The organism is Halobacillus sp. B23F22_5, from assembly GCF_043497085.1.
GTDB lineage: Bacteria > Bacillota > Bacilli > Bacillales > Halobacillaceae > Thalassobacillus.
In genome coordinates, this window is sequence record NZ_JBIEKI010000001.1 from 54794 (window position 1) to 70959 (window position 16166).

At 43.1% G+C, this 16166-nt stretch carries 12 protein-coding genes; 1 reads left to right on the forward strand and 11 read right to left on the reverse strand.

The window, feature by feature from the left end:
• Nucleotide 1: 1 nt before the first annotated feature.
• From pdxS to guaB, 3 genes are all read right to left on the reverse strand, one after another.
• The gene (gene pdxS / locus ACGTN9_RS00310) at nt 2-886 is read right to left on the reverse strand and encodes a pyridoxal 5'-phosphate synthase lyase subunit PdxS (RefSeq protein ID WP_176791298.1); all 885 of its coding nucleotides are present in this window, start codon (nt 884-886) and stop codon (nt 2-4) included.
• A gap of 117 nt (nt 887-1003) precedes the next feature.
• Nucleotides 1004-2335 carry a D-alanyl-D-alanine carboxypeptidase family protein gene (locus ACGTN9_RS00315; RefSeq protein WP_499589409.1) on the reverse strand — a complete coding sequence of 444 codons (1332 nt, stop codon included), beginning with the start codon at nt 2333-2335 and terminating at the stop codon, nt 1004-1006.
• Between the two features lie 106 nt (nt 2336-2441).
• Nucleotides 2442-3911: an IMP dehydrogenase gene (gene guaB, locus ACGTN9_RS00320; RefSeq protein WP_499589411.1), complete on the reverse strand. Its 1470-nt coding sequence runs from the start codon at nt 3909-3911 to the stop codon at nt 2442-2444.
• A 173-nt stretch (nt 3912-4084) separates the two neighbouring features.
• On the opposite strand from guaB, the gene ACGTN9_RS00325 reads away from it, so the two are divergent.
• Nucleotides 4085-5029: a YaaC family protein gene (locus tag ACGTN9_RS00325; RefSeq protein WP_499589413.1), complete on the forward strand. Its 945-nt coding sequence runs from the start codon at nt 4085-4087 to the stop codon at nt 5027-5029.
• A 30-nt stretch (nt 5030-5059) separates the two neighbouring features.
• Here the strand turns inward: ACGTN9_RS00325 and ACGTN9_RS00330 are convergent, their stop codons facing one another.
• From ACGTN9_RS00330 to dnaA, 8 genes are all read right to left on the reverse strand, one after another.
• Nucleotides 5060-6151, reverse strand: a complete 1092-nt coding sequence (locus ACGTN9_RS00330; protein ID WP_499589415.1) for an HD-GYP domain-containing protein — start codon at nt 6149-6151, stop codon at nt 5060-5062.
• A gap of 93 nt (nt 6152-6244) precedes the next feature.
• Nucleotides 6245-8776 (reverse strand): DNA gyrase subunit A, encoded by a 2532-nt coding sequence (gyrA, locus tag ACGTN9_RS00335; RefSeq protein ID WP_499589417.1) that lies wholly within the window; start codon nt 8774-8776, stop codon nt 6245-6247.
• Between the two features lie 168 nt (nt 8777-8944).
• A complete protein-coding gene (gene gyrB, locus ACGTN9_RS00340; RefSeq protein WP_499590471.1) occupies nt 8945-10855 on the reverse strand; it encodes a DNA topoisomerase (ATP-hydrolyzing) subunit B in 1911 nt (636 codons plus the stop codon).
• A 102-nt stretch (nt 10856-10957) separates the two neighbouring features.
• Complete coding sequence (gene remB / locus ACGTN9_RS00345) at nt 10958-11248, reverse strand: extracellular matrix regulator RemB (RefSeq protein ID WP_499589419.1); 291 nt, start codon at nt 11246-11248, stop codon at nt 10958-10960.
• A 9-nt stretch (nt 11249-11257) separates the two neighbouring features.
• Entirely contained in the window at nt 11258-12376 is a 1119-nt protein-coding gene (recF, locus tag ACGTN9_RS00350; RefSeq protein WP_499589421.1) for a DNA replication/repair protein RecF, read from the reverse strand.
• A 26-nt stretch (nt 12377-12402) separates the two neighbouring features.
• Nucleotides 12403-12624 carry a S4 domain-containing protein YaaA gene (gene yaaA / locus ACGTN9_RS00355; RefSeq protein WP_499589423.1) on the reverse strand — a complete coding sequence of 74 codons (222 nt, stop codon included), beginning with the start codon at nt 12622-12624 and terminating at the stop codon, nt 12403-12405.
• 271 nt (nt 12625-12895) lie between these two features.
• Complete coding sequence (gene dnaN, locus ACGTN9_RS00360; RefSeq protein ID WP_499589425.1) at nt 12896-14038, reverse strand: DNA polymerase III subunit beta; 1143 nt, start codon at nt 14036-14038, stop codon at nt 12896-12898.
• A 172-nt stretch (nt 14039-14210) separates the two neighbouring features.
• The gene (dnaA, locus tag ACGTN9_RS00365) at nt 14211-15566 is read right to left on the reverse strand and encodes a chromosomal replication initiator protein DnaA (RefSeq protein WP_499589427.1); all 1356 of its coding nucleotides are present in this window, start codon (nt 15564-15566) and stop codon (nt 14211-14213) included.
• Nucleotides 15567-16166 lie beyond the last annotated feature (600 nt).

The following is a 16166-nucleotide window of genomic DNA, read 5'->3' on the forward strand; positions in this document are numbered from 1 at the left end:
TTTATTCGCTGCGGTCGGCCATGCGGTCTGCTGGAGTCAATGTGGACATTTCAATACCAGCCATCGCTGTACCTAAATCTTTAGAAAGTTCGCCAATCAATTTATAGTCATCATAATGAGTGGTCGCTTCAACAATCGCACGAGCGAATTTTGCAGGGTTGTCAGATTTGAAGATACCAGAGCCGACAAATACGCCGTCTGCTCCTAATTGCATCATCAAAGCTGCATCAGAAGGAGTTGCAACTCCGCCTGCTGCAAAGTTTACGACTGGAAGGCGTCCTTCTTCACGAATTTGCATTAAAATTTCGAATGGCGCTCCATTTTCTTTAGCAAATACCATTACTTCGTCTTCAGACAACGCACGTAGCTGGCGAATTTGAGATTGTACTTTACGGATATGGTTTACCGCTTCAACAACGTTCCCTGTTCCTGGCTCCCCTTTTGTACGAAGCATGGAAGCACCTTCTCCGATACGACGGGTTGCTTCGCCGAGATCACGGCATCCACAAACGAAAGGCACGGTGAAATCTCTTTTATTGATATGATAAATATCATCTGCTGGAGTCAACACTTCACTTTCATCGATATAGTCGACACCCATGGATTCCAGTACTCGGGCTTCAACAATATGGCCGATACGAGCTTTAGCCATTACCGGAATAGATACAGCATTCAAGACTTCCTCCGTGATAGTCGGGTCAGCCATACGGGCGACTCCGCCTGCTGCACGGATGTCAGATGGAACACGTTCAAGTGCCATTACTGCAACAGCACCTGCTTCTTCTGCAATTTTAGCCTGTTCTGCGTTGACGACATCCATGATGACGCCACCTTTTTGCATCTCAGCCATCCCGCGTTTTACTAAATCAGTACCTACTTTAGACATAATCATCTTCCTCCCATTTCTAGCATATATAATTAACTTCAACAAAAAGTTTAATTCAAAGGACTATTTAATTATTATAACGTAACTCCACACAATTGCCTACACAGGTGGCACAAATCAGAACCAGCCTTTGACGGTATCTACTGCGCTATTGAAAATATCACCGAAAAAGTCACCGATAGCTCCAAGTGTCAGCATGAACCAGTTCGCTTTTTCAACTGCACCTGTTGCTACTAAAGGAATGCTTTTGTCATCCTGCTGTCCATCAAGAATGTTTCCATAAGAGTTTTCACCACTGTAAACGAGCTCGACAGTACCGACTTGCTCTCCCTTTTCAACTGGGGCGGTCAGCTTACCTTCATCGTTCAATTTATCTTCAGAAATAATATAGTTCAATTTATACTTATCTTCTTCACCGTTTTTTATCATAGCTTGTACTGCTTCGCCTGTTTCAATTCCTACCTGCTTTTCTTTCCCTTTAGCTACCGGAAGATCTGCTTTGTCATCTTTTTGATGACCAGCCGGGTATAATTCTTGTTGTTCAAACTGTTGGAAGCCATAATCAAGTAAGCGCCGGGTTTCTTCAAATCTCGCTTCTTCACTGTCTGTTTTCATTACTACCGAAATCAAACGGCTATTATCCCGTTCCGCTGTACCAGTAAAGCAATAGCCAGCAAGGTCGGTATAGCCTGTTTTCATTCCATCCATGCCTTTATACCCGTATTGAGAAAGATATCCAGGCATATTAGGGAGCATCCAGTTCCAGTTATGAATTTGCTGTCCATCAAATTCTGTTTCCGTAATACTTGAAATTTCCAGAGCTTCCGGGTAATCACTGACTAAATGATAAGCCAGTAAGGCTGCGGCTCGTGCTGACATCAAGTTTTTGTCATCCGGATCCGTTCCTTCCGGAGTGTTATCTCCTAAACTACTATTAGGAAGACCAGTAGAGTTGACAAACTGATAGTCTTTCAATCCCATTTCTTCAGCTTTTTTATTCATCATTTTTACGAACTCGCCTTCAGAACCGGCAATTAGTTCTGCCAGGGCGATGGTTGTCGCGTTATCAGAATTGATAGCCATCGCTTCATACAGTTCACGGACTGTATAATCTTTATTCTGCTTCAAACCTACTCCTGAGAAAGTAGAATCAGCAGAAATACTGTATGGATAATCACTGATGCGGGTAGTTGTCTCCCACGTAATGTCGCCTTCTTCTATCGCTTCGAATACCAGGTATTCTGTCATCATTTTTGTCATACTGGCTGGTGGCAAAGCCAAATCCGCTTCTTTTTCAAATAGGACTTGCCCGCTGTTTCCGTCTACTAGAATAGCAGACTCCGCCTCAATATCGATTTGAGCGTATGTAGTGCCAGGTTGTACAAACCCAATTAAGGTTATCATTGCTGCCATCACTACCAGCCATGATGTTTTAAACTTTTGTTTCAACTTACTCGACCTCCACGGTATAAATTATGCATCTTTGTTATTTTATCACAGGAGGAATCAAAAAAATAGACAGGGAAAAGTCCCTGTCTACGAAAAATTATCTAGGTTAAATGGAGTAGTTAGGGGATTCTTTTGTAATTTGTACGTCATGAGGATGACTTTCCCGTAATCCTGCACCAGTGATGCGGATAAACTTACCTTCCTCACGAAGTGTCGGCAAATCAGCCGTTCCGCAGTAACCCATGCCAGAACGAAGTCCCCCTACAAGCTGATGCAGCGTATCCGCCAAAGGTCCTTTATATGGCACGCGGCCTTCGATACCTTCTGGCACAAGCTTCTTCTTCTCTTCGGAATCCTGGAAATAGCGGTCTTTGGATCCAGCTTCCATTGCACCGACACTGCCCATGCCTCGATAGACTTTGAATTGACGGCCCTGGAAAATCTCTGTTTCCCCAGGACTTTCAGAAACGCCGGCGAACATACTGCCGATCATGACCGCATGTGCACCTGCTGCCAGTGCCTTTACGATATCTCCAGAATACTTTATTCCTCCATCCGCAATGACCGAGACATTATGTTTGTGAGCTTCTTCTGCACAATCATAAACCGCAGTAATCTGTGGTACACCTACCCCTGCTACTACACGAGTAGTACAAATGGAACCAGGACCAATGCCCACTTTGATCACATTCGCTCCAGCTTCAATCAACTCTCGGGTTGCCTCCGCGGTAGCAACGTTCCCTGCAATAATATTAACATGCGAATGTTTCGACCTGATTCGCTCTACTTGCTCCAACACACCACGTGAATGACCATGTGCCGTATCAACTACCAGAGCATCGACACCTGCTTCAACCAGCTTGTCCACTCTGGTCATTGCATCAGCTGTCACTCCGACTGCAGCTGCCACGAGTAACCTGCCCTGCTCATCCTTTGCTGCATGAGGGAATTCGATTACTTTTTCAATATCTTTGATAGTAATCAAACCTTTAAGCACGTTCTCGCTATCAACGAGCGGCAGCTTTTCAATCTTATACTGTTGCAAAATCCGTCCGGCTTCTTCCAAGGTAGTTCCCACCGGTGCTGTCACCAGATCTTCACGGGTCATCACTTCTGAAATAGCGATCGAGTAGTCATCAATGAAGCGAAGGTCACGATTAGTAATGATACCTACTAAACGCTGGCTTTCTTCACTGTCTACAATCGGGACACCAGAGATACGGTACTTTCCCATCAGGTGTTCTGCATCGAAAACCTGGTGTTCCGGTGTCAGATAGAATGGATCGGTAATGACGCCGCTTTCTGATCGTTTTACCCGATCGACACGCTCTGCCTGTGCTTCAATCGACATATTTTTATGGACGACCCCAAGTCCGCCGTGACGGGCCATCGCAATCGCCATTTTTGCCTCCGTAACTGTATCCATTCCCGCACTCAGGACCGGAACATTCAATTTCAATGTCGGTGACAGTTCCGTTGCTACGGACACATCCCTGGGCAAAATTTCTGATTTAGCCGGTACTAACAAGACATCATCAAATGTCAAACCTTCCTTGGCAAACTTATCCTCACGCATGCTCGATCCTCTCCTTTTTTCCGTAAAAATAGTTTGGGTGAAAATGGGTTAAGCTAGTGGTAGTGGTGGTTGGTAATTACTTATTGTTAATTACAATACGCCAACATGTTAGCTTTTTCAACAGTAAATTGATGGATACTTTATCCAGTCTGAAGTGAGAGGAGGCAAGGGATTTGTTACAGAATAATCAGTCTTTTTTGACCTATCTGCAAGCTGTTCCTAACACACGAAATTATCTTACTCACTGTTATGAGAAACAGGGCATCATCGAGGCAAAGACAAAAGCTTACCGCAACAGCGAACGTTTTTGCTATTTCCTTGAACATGGGAGGAATTTTTTAGCTACGGGAAAGTCATCTCCTTTGACTGTCCAGCCTATGCTTCTATTTTATGGGCTTGGTCACTTATTAAAAGCCTGCCTTCTCGTCAAAGATCCTGATTATCCTGCTTCCTCTAAAGTTCTGGCTCATGGTTTAACTACTAGAAAACGCAAAAAACAGAATTACTCCTTTACCCAGGATGAAGTTAAAATTCAACCCCAGGGGTTATTTTCTTATGCATGTGAGCATCTTTTTAACTGCTCCCCTTTTCAAAGCGACAAGGCAAGCATGGAAAATCTTCTGCAGTTACTGCCAGATATGCAGGAAATCTATCAATGGAGCAATAAACAGCCATTATGTAAAGTCTCTAATTTGGGTGATACAAAAATTATCCTCCCTTTAAATCAGCTTTTTGATCATCAATTGACCGAGCGTAAATTGAAGCAGCGCTTTTCCAAATTTCCCGTTGTCTCCTGGAAAAAAGAAAAGCATTTGCTGCATATTGAGATGGAGCAGCCGTTCACTCCTTATTTTTCTCAACCCTTCTATTACTCCAGTAAGCAAAAAGCCTTTTACACTTCCTTTGCGAGAGATACGCTGGATCATCTGCCTGAAATGATGATTCATTACATCCTGCTTTATAATCTCAGTATGATTTGTCGCTATGAGGTGGAGTGGTGGATGGATTTGCACCATATTCGCGATACGTCGGATTATGCTTTACTTACCCACTTCATCGTACTCACCAGTGAAGAATCGGAAAGAATGGTTCAGGACTGGCTGTTGGCACAAAAATAACCCGGACAACTATTTGTGTCCGGGCATAGCTTAATCGTATATTTCACTAATATAAATGTCATTAAAGTTCTTGAGGTTGATAATATCTGCACCATCATCGATACGTATCATAGGTCTGGTCGGATGGGCAGGGTCAACAAAAACGATTTCTCCACTTTGCTCATTAGATAGCTTCACTTTTGTGCCGGTAGTATAATTGGCCATACTTTTGACAAATGCCTGAACTACAGCATGGTCGAAGCGCCCGAATTGCTCTTTCATCATCAATTCAAGTACCAGGAAGGGCGATTGTTTACTACGGTATAAGCGTTCTGAGGTCATTGCATGGTACATATCACTGACCGCAATCACCCGGGCAAACATGTGAATTTTCTTTTTTTCCGTAGCAAGTGGATAGCCGCTGCCATCCAGACGCTCATGATGTTGTAAGATACCGAGTTTCGCAGCTTTATTTAACACTGGAATATTTTCTACCATTCTGTAGGAAAAGGTCGGATGTTTTTTTACTTCCTGGTATTCTTTCTCTGTCAAAGAGGTTTCTTTCAAAAGAATTTGTTTACTCAATTTAGCCATGCCGGCATCACTTAACAGGCCGGCTAACCCTAATTGAATCCATTCCCCACGATTCATCCCTAATTTTTCTCCTAAGAATGCTGCAATCAAGGCGGTAGAAACAGCGTGATGATAAAGATAATCGTCTTTGGTTGAAAAGTGATGCAGCATAAAAATATCTTTTCTCGATTTCCTGATTTGTTCCAATAAAGGCACTAAAACCTCACGTACCGCATTTATACTGATGGCAGCGCCTGCCTGCCATTCAGCGAACCACTTTTTATAAGCTTTGACCGCATACAGATATTGGTCCATGAATGTTTTAGGCTCAGCTATCTGTTTTTCAGTCGTGGTCTCTAGTGCAGGTTCTTCCGGTGCTTCCGGCATAAAAGGCTCACCAGAAGAAAGTTTGGGAGCGACTTCTATTTGCTGGATAAGGAATCGATGCAATACTTGTTTATGTATATCTTTTACAACGGTATTTTTAGTAATTAACGGGCGGTTTGTTTTCCCTAAGATATCTTTGGTGATGATACAGCCCGGGACAACTTGGGATGGATGAACCCTCATAAACCCCTACCTCACTTCCATCGCTGTTATATAAACGTAAAGCCGCCCTTTTTACATCAGGACGACTTTACTATCACTTCTAAATTTCTGTTGTTATTCTTCTTCGTTGGATGAATCTTCTTCAGAAATTTGTTCTTCGTTCATGACTTCTTCTACTGCTTCTTCTGATTCTTCAGGAAGTTCTTCCTCTTCTTCCGGCTCAAGTACAGCAACCGTAGCAACAGACTCATTTTCCTGCAAGCGTATCAGGCGAACGCCTTGCGTATTACGGCCTGTTTCGGAAATGCTTTCGATCGGCATCCGGATCAGTACCCCGGTAGCCGTGATAATCATGACATCCTCTTCGCCAGTAACAGCTTTGACTGCCACTACTTCCCCATTACGCTCTGTGAGATTACATGTCAAAATCCCTTTACCGCCACGGTTAGTTATGCGGTAGTCAGCGGCTGGGGTCCGTTTACCGAAGCCTTTGTCGGTGACAGTAAGGACTTGGAGGTCATCATCGATGATTTCCATCGATACGACTTCATCCCCTTCCCGTAAGGAAATTCCTTTTACGCCGGCAGCTGTACGACCCATGGTCCGTACTTGATCTTCTTCAAAACGAATCAACATGCCATGACGGGTTCCGATCATGATATCTTTTTCCCCATTGGTGAGTCGGACGGAAATCAGTTCGTCTTCCTCGCGCAAGTTAAGTGCGATCAAACCGCCTTTTCGGATATTGGCAAATTGGGAAATAGAGGTACGTTTGGATATCCCTTTTCGTGTCGTGAAGAAGAAATACCAATCGTCGACAAAGTCTTCTACGGCAATCACCGCATTGATCCATTCATCGCGCTCGACCTCAAGCATGTTGATGATTGGTATCCCTTTGGCTGTCCGGCTGAATTCAGGTACTTCATAGCCTTTTGCCTTATATACCTTTCCTTTGTTCGAGAAGAACAGTAAGGTGTTATGGGTTGAAGTGGACAGCAGATGTTCAACAAAATCATCTTCGTGCGTGCCCATACCCTGTACGCCTCGTCCGCCCCGGCGCTGGGTGCGATAGGTAGAGGCTGGAAGGCGTTTGATATAGCCCTGATGAGTCAAGGTCACGATGATGGTTTCTTCCGGGATCAAGTCTTCATCTTCAATGAAGTCTGTTCCACCAATGACGATTTCTGTCCGGCGTGTATCATTGAAACGTTCTTTGACTTCTGTCAATTCCTCCCGGATGATTTCCAATACCTTTTCTTCATCTGCCAGGATAGCGCGAAGCTCGGCAATCAACTTCACGAGTTCTTGGTACTCATCCTCGATTTTTTCACGTTCTAAACCAGTCAAACGCTGCAGACGCATATCTAGAATTGCCTGCGCTTGTTTTTCAGACAACTCAAAGCGTGTCATTAATCCCTCACGGGCGATTTCTGTCGTTTTCGATTCACGGATCAGTTTGATGACCTCATCGAGGTGATCGAGTGCTATCCGTAAACCTTCCAAAATATGAGCCCGTGCTTCTGCTTTGCGTAGTTCATAAGCAGTACGGCGCCTGATGACGACCTTTTGATGCTCCAGGTAGTGCTCCAGTACTTGCTTCAAGTTAAGTACTTTTGGATGCCCATCTACTAAGGCCAGCATATTGATACCGAATGATGTTTGCAATGCTGTCATTTTATACAGGTTATTCAACAGTACATTCGGGTTTACGTCTTTACGAAGTTCAATCACGACCCGCATGCCGTTTCGATCTGATTCGTCACGCAGGTCCGTAATTCCTTCAATTTTCTTGTCTCTGGCAAGTTCCGCTATTTTTTCTACCAGGCGGGCTTTGTTCACTTGATATGGCAATTCGGTCACAATCAAACGGGGTTTCCCGTTCGCTTGCTCTTCTATTTCCACTTTAGCCCGGATGGTAATGGAACCTTTTCCGGTTTCATAAGCTTTACGGATACCGCTTAGGCCGAGAATTTGGCCGGCTGTCGGAAGATCCGGACCAAAGATATGATTCTCCATCAATTCCTGAATGGTAATATCCGGATCCTTACTTAATGCAAGGACGCCATCAATGACTTCACCGAGCTGATGAGGCGGGATGTTTGTAGCCATCCCAACCGCAATCCCTGATGTACCGTTTACCAGCAGGTTTGGAAAACGGGCTGGCAGTACAACAGGCTCTTTTTCTGCCCCGTCATAGTTATCGGTATAATCGATTGTATCTTTATTGATATCTCGTAGTATTTCCATAGAAATCTTCGACATCCGAGCTTCCGTATAACGCATCGCAGCTGCAGCATCCCCATCGACAGACCCAAAGTTTCCATGTCCGTCGACAAGCATATAGCGATAGTTGAAATCCTGAGCCATCCGTACCATCGTGTCATAAACGGCTGAATCACCATGAGGATGGTACTTACCGATTACCTCACCGACGATACGTGCTGATTTCTTATATGCTTTATCGGAATGCATACCGAGGTCATTCATCGCATATAATATTCTGCGATGAACAGGCTTCAGACCGTCCCGGACATCTGGTAATGCCCTGGCTACGATGACACTCATGGCATAGTCTAGAAATGAAGTCCGCATCTCCTGACTGATATTAACTTCTTGGACACGTGGACGATTTGGTTGATCCACCATGAAATTACCTCCTATCACATATGAGGAAGGAAGACTGCAGCAGGATAACTACAGCCTTCGTGCATTACTATCTATCAGATTCCATTACTTGATTGTGATCTGACAAGGAATGTTCCGTGTGAATGATTTATCTAAAATAGTTCTGTTCACTTATATCTTCCTACTCGATCAAACATCGAGATTTTTCACATATTGCGCATTATCTTGAATGAAGTTACGACGGGGCTCTACTTTATCTCCCATCAAAATGTCGAACGTTTCGTCCGCTTCGATAGCGTCTTCCATGTTCACTTGCTTCAACGTCCGTGTTTCAGGATCCATCGTCGTTTCCCAAAGCTGTTCCGGATTCATCTCTCCAAGCCCCTTATACCGTTGGTAGCCAGGCTTTGGTGAGTTAGACAGCTCTGCAAGTAAAGCCTCAAGCTGCTTGTCCGAATAGGTATAGTGTACAGCCTTCCCCTGGGTGACTTTATATAAAGGCGGCTGCGCGATGTAGATATATCCGCTCTCAATCAATGGGCGCATATACCGATAGAAAAACGTCAACAATAGTGTACGGATATGCGCGCCGTCGACGTCGGCATCTGTCATGATGACAACCTTATGGTAACGAGCTTTCGAAAGGTCGAATTCTTCCCCGATTCCTGTCCCAAGGGCTGTAATCATGGCACGTACTTCATTGTTGGACAAAATCTTATCCAATCGAGCTTTTTCGACATTGATAATTTTTCCACGAAGCGGAAGAATTGCTTGAAAATGCCGGTCTCGCCCTTGCTTGGCTGATCCGCCGGCTGAGTCACCCTCAACGATATATATTTCGCTGATATTAGGGTCGCGGGAGGAACAGTCAGCCAATTTTCCTGGAAGGTTGGAAACCTCCAAAGCATTTTTCCGACGTGTCAATTCACGAGCTTTCTTAGCTGCCATCCGGGCACGGGATGCCATCAGACCTTTTTCCACAATCACTTTCCCCATAGCTGGATTCTCATAAAGGAACTTAGAAAAAGTCTCTGAGAATAAGTGATCCGTGACAGTACGTGCTTCACTATTACCCAGCTTGGTTTTCGTCTGACCTTCGAATTGCGGATCCGGGTGCTTGATCGAAATGATAGCTGTCAAACCTTCACGAACATCATCCCCGGTCAGGTTAGGGTCATTTTCTTTGAACATATTATTTTTTCTTGCATAATCGTTGATAACACGTGTCAACCCAGTCTTAAATCCGGACTCATGTGTTCCGCCCTCATAGGTGTGGATATTGTTCGTAAAGGAATAAATATTGCTGGCAAAGCCATCATTGTACTGAATCGCTATTTCAACGGTGATCTCGTCCTGCTCCGCTTCTGCATAAAACGGCTCATGAATGACTTCCCGGGTACGGTTCATATGCTCGACATACGAAACAATTCCGCCCTCGTAATAGAAATCTTTCTCTTCCGGTTCTTCCATACGTTTATCTTCGATAGAAATCGTCAAGCCTTTATTCAAGTAAGCCAATTCACGTAAACGATGGGCTAGCGTATCGTAGTTGTATTCTTCTGTTTCACTGAATATTTCAGGGTCGGGCTTGAAGTGGATCCGGGTACCGGTAATATCGGTCTCATCGATAACTTCCAAGTCCCCTGAGGGAATCCCACGTTCAAATTTTTGGTAATGGATTTTGCCATCACGGTGAACGAATACTTCCAAATACGTGGACAATGCATTCACGACAGAGGCACCTACACCGTGCAGTCCCCCTGAAACCTTATAACCGCCGCCACCGAATTTACCTCCGGCATGAAGCACGGTCATAATCACTTCAACCGCTGGACGTCCTGCTTTTTCATGCATACCGACAGGAATACCACGGCCATTATCCGTTACTGTAATACTGTTATCTTCTTCGATGATCACCTGGATTTTATCACAATAACCAGCCATTGCTTCATCGATACTGTTATCGACGATTTCCCAGACTAAGTGATGCAGCCCTTTCTCATTGGTCGAACCAATATACATACCGGGACGTTTACGGACCGCTTCCAGACCTTCTAAAACCTGTATCTGATTTTCATCATAAGATTCACGATTTTTCATTGCTTCTTCACTCACGGTTTTCACCTACATTCCCTCCAGAAGTTTTCTATGCCATCCTGGAAAAATATATCCTTAAAACTCTGTGCAATCGATCCACATCCATCATTCTTCTTCGTCGATGATCTCAGAGAAATCTTCCAATTTATTTAAAGTGGCCATCATATTGGCACGTTTTTTCAACGTCATCACAGATAAGGGGCTAAAATATATCTGATCATCGGTAATGACGATCGCTTTGGCTTCCTGTGTCTGTGTTTCAACTACATTTTTTTCTTTACGCTGATTGTAAATCATTTCCTCAATGATGGATGAGGAAGAAATCAAGGTGTGATCAATGATTGCTACTACCTCTTTCGAACGAATTACTTGATCGTCACCGATATGAATGAACAACGTTCCACCTCATTTCTCAATTTCAATTGTTCCGTTTGCAACACGGAATATTTCCGCCTCTTTCAATGCTTCATGCTCGATCCCAGCGATATTGGTGGTCGATACGAAGGTTTGCACCTTTCCTTGAATCGTATGGAGCAAGTGCGACTGTCTGAAATCATCCAGCTCACTAAGGACGTCATCAAGAAGTAAAATCGGATATTCTCCTACTTCACTATGAATCAGCTCTATTTCTGCCAGTTTCAAAGAAAGAGCTGTCGTCCGCTGCTGCCCCTGTGATCCATAGGTCTGGACGTCCTTTCCGTTGACATAAAAAATGAGGTCGTCCCGATGCGGTCCTGCCAGTGTAGTTCCACGATCGATTTCTTTATCTTCGATTTTCGAAAACTTTTCTTGATATCTAGTACTAATTGTTTCCAAATTCATAGCTTCTGATACTTCTACGCTGGCATCATAATGGACTTCCAGTTGTTCGAGCTGTCTGCTGATGCTCTCATGGATCGGGCCTGCCCAGCTGCGTAACAGCTTCAGGAACTTAAAACGCCTTTCAATGATGGTGCTGGCGTGTTCGATTAGCTGATCGGTCAGTACATACAGCATTGTTTTATCTGTTTGACGATGACGCTGCAGGTCTTTCAATAAATGATTGCGTTGTTTCAAAACCTTTTGGTATTGACCCAAATGATAGATATATGCAGGCTGTATCTGTCCGATTTCCATGTCAATAAACCTACGACGCACCTGAGGGCTCCCTTTGACCAGGTTCAAATCCTCAGGTGCAAACATAACAACATTCAACGCCCCGATATAGTCACTGAGGCGTTTTTGTTCTAAATGATTCAGCTTTGCTTTTTTCCCTTTTTTTGAAAGGATGATTTCTAATGGAAATCGACGGCTACGTTTATATATACTACCTTCTATTTTAGCATACTCTTCGTCCCATTGGATAAGTTCCTTATCTCTTGGCGTACGATGGGACTTGGTAAATGCTAACAGATAGATGGCTTCCATCAGATTTGTTTTCCCCTGGGCATTTTCGCCGATAATTACGTTGATCTTATCATCAAACTGTAATTGGATTTGATCATAGTTACGGAAGGTTCTCAGCTTGATATCTTTAATATACATCCGAATTTCCTTTCAACCGGTCTGGTTCAACTTTCTTTTACAACACCGAAGCTGCCCATGCCCGGAATTTCGACAACGTCACCTGGATATAATTTCCTTCCTCGGCGGTTTTCCAGTTCCTCGTTGACATATACTTCGTATTCCGCTAAGAAAATCTTGACCATTCCCCCGGATTCGACAATATTTGCCAATTTCAAAAACTGACCCAGTTGAATGTATTCCGTGGAGATTTCTATTTTATCGTCCATATTTTTCACCCTAATCAAGTAGTTTGCCTATCTTTCTATTTTACTAAAAAAAAGCAGTAAAGAAAAGGATGAGCCATACTATAAAATCCTTAATGGTTCCATTTCTATTTTGGGAGGATAGGGTGGCATAATCTTTATTTAATAAATGAGAGCTATTGTTGGCATTGATGTGGAGTGAATTTCCTCCGCATCAATAACTTTATCGATAGATCATTTATAAAAAAAGAAGAGCCGGACGTTTAGTGGGACGTCGGCTCGTTTTGTTGGACTTTTAGTAAGTTCGGACAGGCAGGATCAGCTGCAGTACCTGGTCATTATCGGTGGCTCGAATCAGGAACGGGCGCATTGCACCAGTAAATTCCACTTTCACCTGATCACTCCCTACAGCTTTCAGGGCATCCATCATATATTTAGCACTGAAGGATATCTTTAATTCTTCCCCTTCAATTGCTTCGGCGTTCACTTCTTCTACGACATCTCCTACTTCAGGAGAGTTACCGTTGATTTCGATTTGGTTGCCGCCTTTTGTAATCAAACGGACGACATTATTACGGTTTTCTCTGGCCAGCAGTGAAGCTCGATCGATGGATTGCAGCAGTTCTTTGGCATCCATGGTCACTACTGTTTTACTTTCATCCGGAATAAGCCTTGAAGTTTCCGGATAATTCCCATCCAGCAAACGTGACAAAAAGTAAAGATGTTTGGTGCGGAATAATATTTGATTATCAGTGACACTGATTTCAATTACCTGGTCAGAATCTGCAAGTATCTTGTTCAACTCCGTCAAACTTTTACCAGGAATGACTACATTGTTAAAGGAGATTTGAGATTCCTGGTCTTCCAGCGGAAGCTTACGGGAAGCCAGACGATGACTGTCTGTAGCTGTAAATTGCAATTCACCATTTTCAATTTTCACATTAACCCCCGTCAAAATTGGGCGGGTTTCAGAAGTTGATACAGCGAAAACTGTTTGGCGTATCAGGTTTTTCAATAAGTCAATTGGCAGTTCAAAGCTATCCTCGGTATGTAACTGAGGAAGCTGTGGATATTCTTCAGCATCTTGTCCGTTTAAATGGAATTCAGCACTTCCGGAACGGATCGTGACGTTACGATGGTCATCGGTTTCGATTTCCACTGTATTTTGAGGAAGTTTCCGTACGATATCTGGAAAGTATTTCGCCTGCAATACAATACTGCCAGGTTCGATTTGTTCTACATAAACAATGCCATCTTCTTCAGCAGGAATAAACGATTCAATGGAAATATCAGAATCACTGCCAGTCAATTTCACGCCTTGTTCACTTGCTTCCAGTTTCATTCCAGTAAGAATTGGAATAGTCGTACGGGAAGAAATAGCCTTCATGACATTTTGTACGCTTTCCATCAATTGTTCGCGTTGGATTATGAATTTCATTAAAGATCCTCCTAAATGAGTCATTATATATATTTTTTATTAATAAAAATAGTAACAGTAGTAATAGGCGCTGTGAATATGTGGATAACCATAGGAAAACTCAAGGAAAGAAAGTCTACCCACATGTGGATAGACTGTTGATGACCGTGAATGAGTTATACACATATTAACGTCAGTGGGATTTCAACCGTTCTCTCAATTCATCGAGTTCTCGTTGTAAATTCTGATCTTCCGCAAGCATCTTTGAAATTTTTTCGTGTGCATGGATGACAGTCGTATGGTCTCTTCCTCCAAATTCCTCCCCAATTTTCGGCAATGAGAAATCTGTCAGTTCACGAGATAAGAACATGGCAATCTGACGCGGGAAAGCTACTTGTTTCGTTCGTTTTTTCGCCACAAAATCTTCTAAGCGGACATTATACTTCTCCCCGACCATTTCCTGAATAGCTTCAATCGTAATCACCTTAGGCTGGGAACTTGGAATGATATCCTTTAATGCTTCTGCCGCCAATGAGGCATTGATATCGCGATTGATTAAAGAAGAATAAGCAACAACACGTATAAGGGCGCCTTCAAGCTCGCGAATGTTGGTATCAATCTGATTGGCGATGTAGAGCATTACTTCATTAGGAATATCGAGTCCTTCTGCCTTCGCTTTTTTACGAAGGATGGCGATCCGTGTTTCTAAATCAGGAGGGGTGATGTCGGTAATCAGCCCCCATTCGAACCGGGAACGCAGCCGATCCTCAAGCGTCGGTATTTCTTTGGGGGGTCGGTCACTGCTGATGACAATCTGTTTACTTTCTTCATGCAGTGTGTTGAATGTATGGAAAAACTCCTCCTGGGTCTGTTCTTTCCCGGCGAGGAATTGAATATCGTCTATCAATAAGACATCGACACTTCGATATTTATTACGGAAGTTGACAGCTTTATTGTCACGGATCGAGTTGATGAATTCATTCGTAAATTTTTCAGAAGATAGATAGACTACTTTTGCATTTGGATTATGGTCCAATACATAATGGCCGATCGCATGCATCAAGTGGGTTTTCCCCAGTCCTACTCCCCCATAAATGAATAATGGGTTATAGGCTTTTGCTGGTGCTTCAGCTACGGCGAGCGAAGCTGCATGCGCAAAACGGTTTCCGGATCCAATAACAAAGGTATCGAAAGTATATTTTGAGTTGAGCATACTTTGCGGAGATTCTTCTCCTTCATTTTGCTTCACATCAGGTACTTTTTTTGCTGCGAGCTTCACATCTTCCAAGGATTGTTCCTTGTTTTCTGGAATGATGAATCTTGTATTTAATTCTGCTCCTGTCACTTCGTAAACTGTTTCACTGATCAATTTGGAATATTGATTTTCAAGCCAATCTCTCGCGAACTCATTGGGGGCAACTATCGTCAGGGTATTATCCTGTAAGGAATCTGCTTTCGTTGCTTTCAACCATGTTTCGAAGCTGGGCTTGCTTATTTTTTCTTTCATCTTCTCCAGGGTGCTGTCCCAGAGTTCATGAATATTTTCCAAATCGTCTCACCCCTTTCATCCAGTAACACATGAAACAAAAAACCTCCCGTTCTCTTTCTCGAACACGCGAAAAAAGCTCGAAAGGTTGTAATGTATAACGTTTGTACAATCCCGTGTGGGAAAAGCTATATTTAATTGGTGTGGATAGAAAAATGGTTCATTCTACAGGTTTCGACTATTTATTTTCATTGTCCACAAAGCTGTGCATAACTTTAAAAACAGGCCTGTGTACGACTATCCACAGTTTATCCACAGTCTGTGGAGAAGATTATATCCGCTGCTCATTTTTCCAAAGTTAAAACACAAATATGATATCAAATAAATCCTTGTGTTGCAACGGTTTTTCGATGTTTATCCACAATCACCACAGGTTGTAGATGAAAAATATCCACAACACTATATTTTGTGATTAGGTTGTCGATATTTGCTGTGGATAGTCTGAATCCGTCGAAAATTATATTAACAACGGCTGTGGATTATTGACAAATGTAGATTGTATAGCAAATAAAATAGGTTGTAAAACATGCTGGGTTTTGTGTTATGATACAGGCTGTTATATAACGCTGAGACTAGGGAAGATCCCAAGCAGTTTAAAAAGAA